4 protein-coding genes and 1 pseudogene are annotated in these 4,421 nt (G+C 67.4%); 3 read left to right on the top strand and 2 right to left on the bottom strand.

The window, feature by feature from the left end; translation table 11 throughout:
* A partial coding sequence (gene msrQ, locus G3N94_RS39915) for a protein-methionine-sulfoxide reductase heme-binding subunit MsrQ (RefSeq protein WP_205799689.1) occupies positions 1–617 on the top strand: 617 nt, incomplete at its 5' end.
* 52 nt (positions 618–669) lie between these two features.
* Here the strand turns inward: msrQ and G3N94_RS39910 are convergent.
* Entirely contained in the window at positions 670–957 is a 288-nt protein-coding gene (locus G3N94_RS39910; protein WP_205799688.1) for a lipoprotein, read from the bottom strand.
* A gap of 36 nt (positions 958–993) precedes the next feature.
* On the opposite strand from G3N94_RS39910, the gene cyaY reads away from it, so the two are divergent.
* Complete coding sequence (gene cyaY / locus G3N94_RS39905) at positions 994–1,320, top strand: iron donor protein CyaY (protein WP_205799687.1); 327 nt, start codon at positions 994–996, stop codon at positions 1,318–1,320.
* 90 nt (positions 1,321–1,410) lie between these two features.
* On the opposite strand, the gene G3N94_RS39900 is transcribed toward cyaY, so the two are convergent.
* On the bottom strand, positions 1,411–3,807 hold the full coding sequence (locus tag G3N94_RS39900) for a penicillin-binding protein 1A (protein ID WP_205799686.1): 2,397 nt from the start codon (positions 3,805–3,807) through the stop codon (positions 1,411–1,413).
* A gap of 224 nt (positions 3,808–4,031) precedes the next feature.
* Here G3N94_RS39900 and G3N94_RS39895 point away from each other — a divergent pair.
* Positions 4,032–4,421, top strand: a pseudogene (locus G3N94_RS39895) (competence protein ComA); the annotation flags it as partial.

Here is a 4,421-nt window from a genome sequence, read left to right as displayed (position 1 = left end):
CCCGGACGGCGGCCGCCGCGCCGCGCTGGGTCGCGCCTGCCAAGGTGCTGGTGTTCGCGGCCGGCCTGTATCCGCTCGCGCGAGTCGTGCTGTTCGGCGTGACCGACCGGCTCGGCGCGAATCCGATCGAGTTCGTCACGCGCTCGACCGGCCTGTGGACGCTCGTGATGCTGTGCATCACGCTCGGTGTCACGCCGCTGCGCCGCATGACCGGCGTCACCACGCTTCTGCGGTTTCGCAGGATGCTCGGCCTGTTCGCGTTCTTCTATGCGACGCTGCACTTCACGACCTACATCTGGTTCGACAAGTGGTTCGATCTGATGGCAATCCTGAAGGACGTCGGCAAGCGGCCGTTCATCACGGTCGGCCTCGCCGCGTTCGTATTGCTGATCCCGCTGGCCGCGACGTCGCCGCGCGCGATGGTGCGCAGGCTCGGCCGCCACTGGGCGGCGCTGCATCGCGCAATCTACGCGGTCGCGCTATTCGGCGTGCTGCATTTCTGGTGGATGAAGGCCGGCAAGCATGATCTCGCGCAGCCGAAGCTGTACGCGGCGATCGTCGCGGCGTTGCTCGGCTGGCGGCTGGTTGCGTGGGGATGGCGGCGCGCGCGCGGCTGATGCGCGGCTGACTGCTTCGGCTGACTACTGCGGGTTGACTACCGCGGGTTGACTACTGCGCGCTGGCCGGGCCGGATGCCGGCGCAGGGGCCGGCACGCCCGATGCGCCGCTCGACAGTTCCGGCGACAGCGTCAGCGGCGTGCCGGACGTGTCGGGCATGCTGTCGGTCGCGGTTTCGTCGGTCGGCTTGACGTCCGACGGCGGTGTATCCTGCTGCTGCTCGACCGGTTTCTGAGGCAGCGGCGGCACGGTGGGCAGATAGAGCGGACCACGTTGACCGCAGCCTGCAAGAATTGCCAAAGCCGCTACAATCGCGCTCATCCGGAAAACGACTCGCATGATCGTCCCTGAACAATTGAACCGATAGAGTTTAGCATGTCCGATACCGAATACCTGACCCGTGCCGAGGCCGTGCTGGCGGCCGTCGAGCGTACCGTGGACGCCGCCAACGACGGCGATCACGACATCGATCTGGAGCGCAACGGCAGCGTCCTCACGCTGACGTTCGAGAACGGTTCGAAGATCATCGTCAACCTGCAGCCGCCGATGAAGGAAGTGTGGATTGCCGCGAAGGCAGGCGGTTTTCATTACCGCTACGTCGATGGCGCATGGCGCGATACGCGCAGCGGCACCGAATTCTTCTCGGCGCTGAGCGACTACGCGACCCAGCAGGCGGGGATCCCGATCACGTTCGGCGCGTGAGCGTCGGCGCCGCAGCGCGCCAGTCGTCGCAGCAAAGAAAAAGCGGCCCTCATTCAAGACGGGCCGCTTTTTTCATGTCCGGCGCGCCGCTCAGTGGCCGCGGAACAGGTTCATGATGTCCTGCTTCTCCTGCTCGTCGACGTGCGGCGCTTCCTCGTCGGTCGTGTCCTGCACCGCCGGCGCCTGCGGCACGCCGACCGTCGACACGAAGCCGTGCCCCGGCGTGAACTCGTCGAAATACAGCTCGCTGCCGAGCGTCTCGACGCCGTCGGGCATCGTCGGCTTGAATTCGGGCACGCCCTTCAGCGCCGCGCCCATGTAGTCGATCCACACGGGCAGCGCGAGGCCGCCGCCGGTTTCGCGGTCGCCGAGGCTGCGCGGGTTGTCGTAGCCGATCCACGCGATCGCGGCGAGCGTGTGCTGGTAGCCGGCGAACCATGCGTCGTGCGAGTCGTTCGTCGTGCCGGTCTTGCCCGCGAGATCGCCGCGCTTGAGCGTGTTGGTCTTCGCGCCGGTGCCGCGCTGCGCGACGCTCTGCAGCAGGCTGTGCATCACGTACGCGTTACGCGCGTCGATCGCACGCGGCGCGTTCTGCTCGGCGATGAGCGGCTGCGCACGGGCGACGATCGCGCCGTTCGGATCGGTCACTTCGGCGATCAGGTACGGATTGACCCGGTAGCCGCCGTTCGCGAACACCGAATAGGCGCCCGCCATCTGCAGCGGCGTGACGAGACCCGCGCCGAGCGCCATCGGCAGGTAGGCCGGGTGGCGATCGGCGTCGAAGCCGAAGCGCGTGATGTATTGCTGCGCGTACTTCGTGCCGATGTGATTCAGGATCCGGATCGACACGAGGTTGCGCGAGCGCTGCAGCGCGGTGCGCATCGACATCGGGCCTTCGAAGCCGCCGCCGTAGTTCTTCGGTTCCCACGGCTGGCCGCCGGTTTCGGCCGCGCTGAAATACAGCGGGCCGTCGTTGATCACCGTCGCCGGCCCGAGGCCCTTGTCGAGCGACGCCGAATAGATGAACGGCTTGAACGACGAACCCGGCTGCCGCCACGCCTGCGTGACGTGGTTGAACTTGTTCTTGTTGTAGTCGAAGCCGCCGACGAGCGAGCGGATCGCGCCGTCCTGCGGAACGATCGAGATGAACGCGCCCTCGATCTGCGGCAGTTGCGTGATCGTCCAGTTGCCCGTGTCGTTCTTCATCACCCGAACGATGGCGCCCGGACGAATGCGGCGGTTCGGCTGCGCGTTGGCCGACAACGCACTCGCGGCAAAGCGCAGGCCGTCGCCGTCGAGCGTTGCCTCGCTGCCGTCGATGAACGCGACCGTGATCTGGCGCGCGCTCGCGGCGGTCACGACCGCTGCGATCAGCTCGCCGTTGTCGGGGTGCTCGAGCAACGCATCGTCGATCTCCTGCTCGCGGTCGTCCGCGTTGGCCGGCAGCTCGATGAAGCCTTCCGGGCCGCGATAGCCGTGGCGCCGCTCGTAGTCCATGATCCCCTTGCGCAGCGAGCTGTAGGCGACCTGCTGGTCCGCGGAATCGATCGTCGTGATCACGTTGAAGCCGCGCGTGTACGTTTCGTCCTTGTACTGCGCATACATCATCTGGCGCACCATTTCCGCGACGTACTCGGCGTGCACGCTGTACTCGTGGGTCAGGCCCTTGACGACGAGCGGCTGTGCGATCGCGTCGTCGTACTGCTCGCGCGAGATGAAGTTCAGCTCGAGCATCCGCTGCAGGATGTACTGCTGGCGCACCTTCGCGCGCTTCGGATTGACGACCGGGTTGTACGCGGACGGTGCCTTCGGCAGGCCCGCCAGCATCGCGGCTTCCGCCAGCGTGATGTCCTTCAGGTCCTTGCCGAAATAGATCTTCGCGGCGCTCGCGAAACCATACGCGCGCTGGCCGAGATAGATCTGGTTCATGTAGACCTCGAGAATCTGGTCCTTCGTCAGCGCGCGCTCGATCCGGTAAGCGAGCAGCATCTCGTAGATCTTGCGCGTGTAGGTCTTCTCGCTCGACAGGAAGAAGTTGCGCGCGACCTGCATCGTGATCGTGCTCGCGCCCTGCGACGCATGGCCGTTCGACAGCGCGACGATGCCGGCGCGGAAGATCCCGGTGAGGTCGACGCCGCCGTGCTCGTAGAAGCGCGCGTCCTCGATCGCGAGGATCGCCTTCTTCAGCGAGTCGGGCACGTCCTTGAAGTGGACGATGTCGCGGCGCTCCTCGCCGAATTCGCCGATCAGCACGTGATCGGACGTGTAGATGCGCAGCGGAACCTTCGGACGATAGTCGGTGAGCGCGTCGAGTGACGGCATGTTGGGCGACGCGACCACGAGCGCGTAGCCGAGCACCAGGCCGCCGCACAGGACGAGCGCCACGCACACCGCGGCAAGGCCGAGCAGGACTTTCAGCCACCACGGGCGTTTCTTCGGCTCCGGGGCGGAGGGCGGGGACGTAGGGGACGTGGATTGCATAGGCATACCGGAATACAGTCCTGCGATTATAGCTGCCCGGTATGACCGGTCCTGGCGCGGGGGGCGCTGCTCCCCGGACACGGCCGCGGGGCGCCGTCCTTCCAGCATAGCGCGCCCGCGCGCGCGGTTCGCGTCGTTGGCCGTTCGGCCGACTGCCGACGGCGCGTGCCGCTCTTCAGAATGAGAGCCTCGGTGTGCGGCATGGGCCGCAACGATTGCAGGAGGCTCGGATGACCGGACGATGGGTGGCGCGATTCGCGATGGGCAGGCGCACGGCGACGGGGATCGACGTCGGTGCGGACGAGGTGAGGGTGGCCGTGCTGAGCCGCGGCCGGCGCGGCGCAAGCGTGCGGGTCGAAGGGCTCGAGGCCGAGCCGCTCGGGCCAACTGAAGGGCTCGAGGACGCGCGCTGGGCGGCGGTCGGCCGTGCGCTGTCGGCGGCCGTGTCGCGGCCGGCGGCGCGCTGCGTGCCGTGCGATACGTGCGGCGTGATGGCGTTGCGTGATGACGAGATGCGCACCGCCACGCTCGCGCGCGCGGGGCGCGACGCCATCGCCGACGCGACCCGGCACCCCGCCGAGCGCATCTCCGTGCTCGCGCCGCACACTCCAGTCTCCGCC

Origin of the sequence: Burkholderia sp. Ac-20353 (assembly GCF_017104785.1) — a bacterium.
GTDB lineage: Bacteria > Pseudomonadota > Gammaproteobacteria > Burkholderiales > Burkholderiaceae > Burkholderia.
Note: the sequence above shows the minus strand (reverse complement) of the source record. Positions and strands in the feature narration are given on the sequence as shown.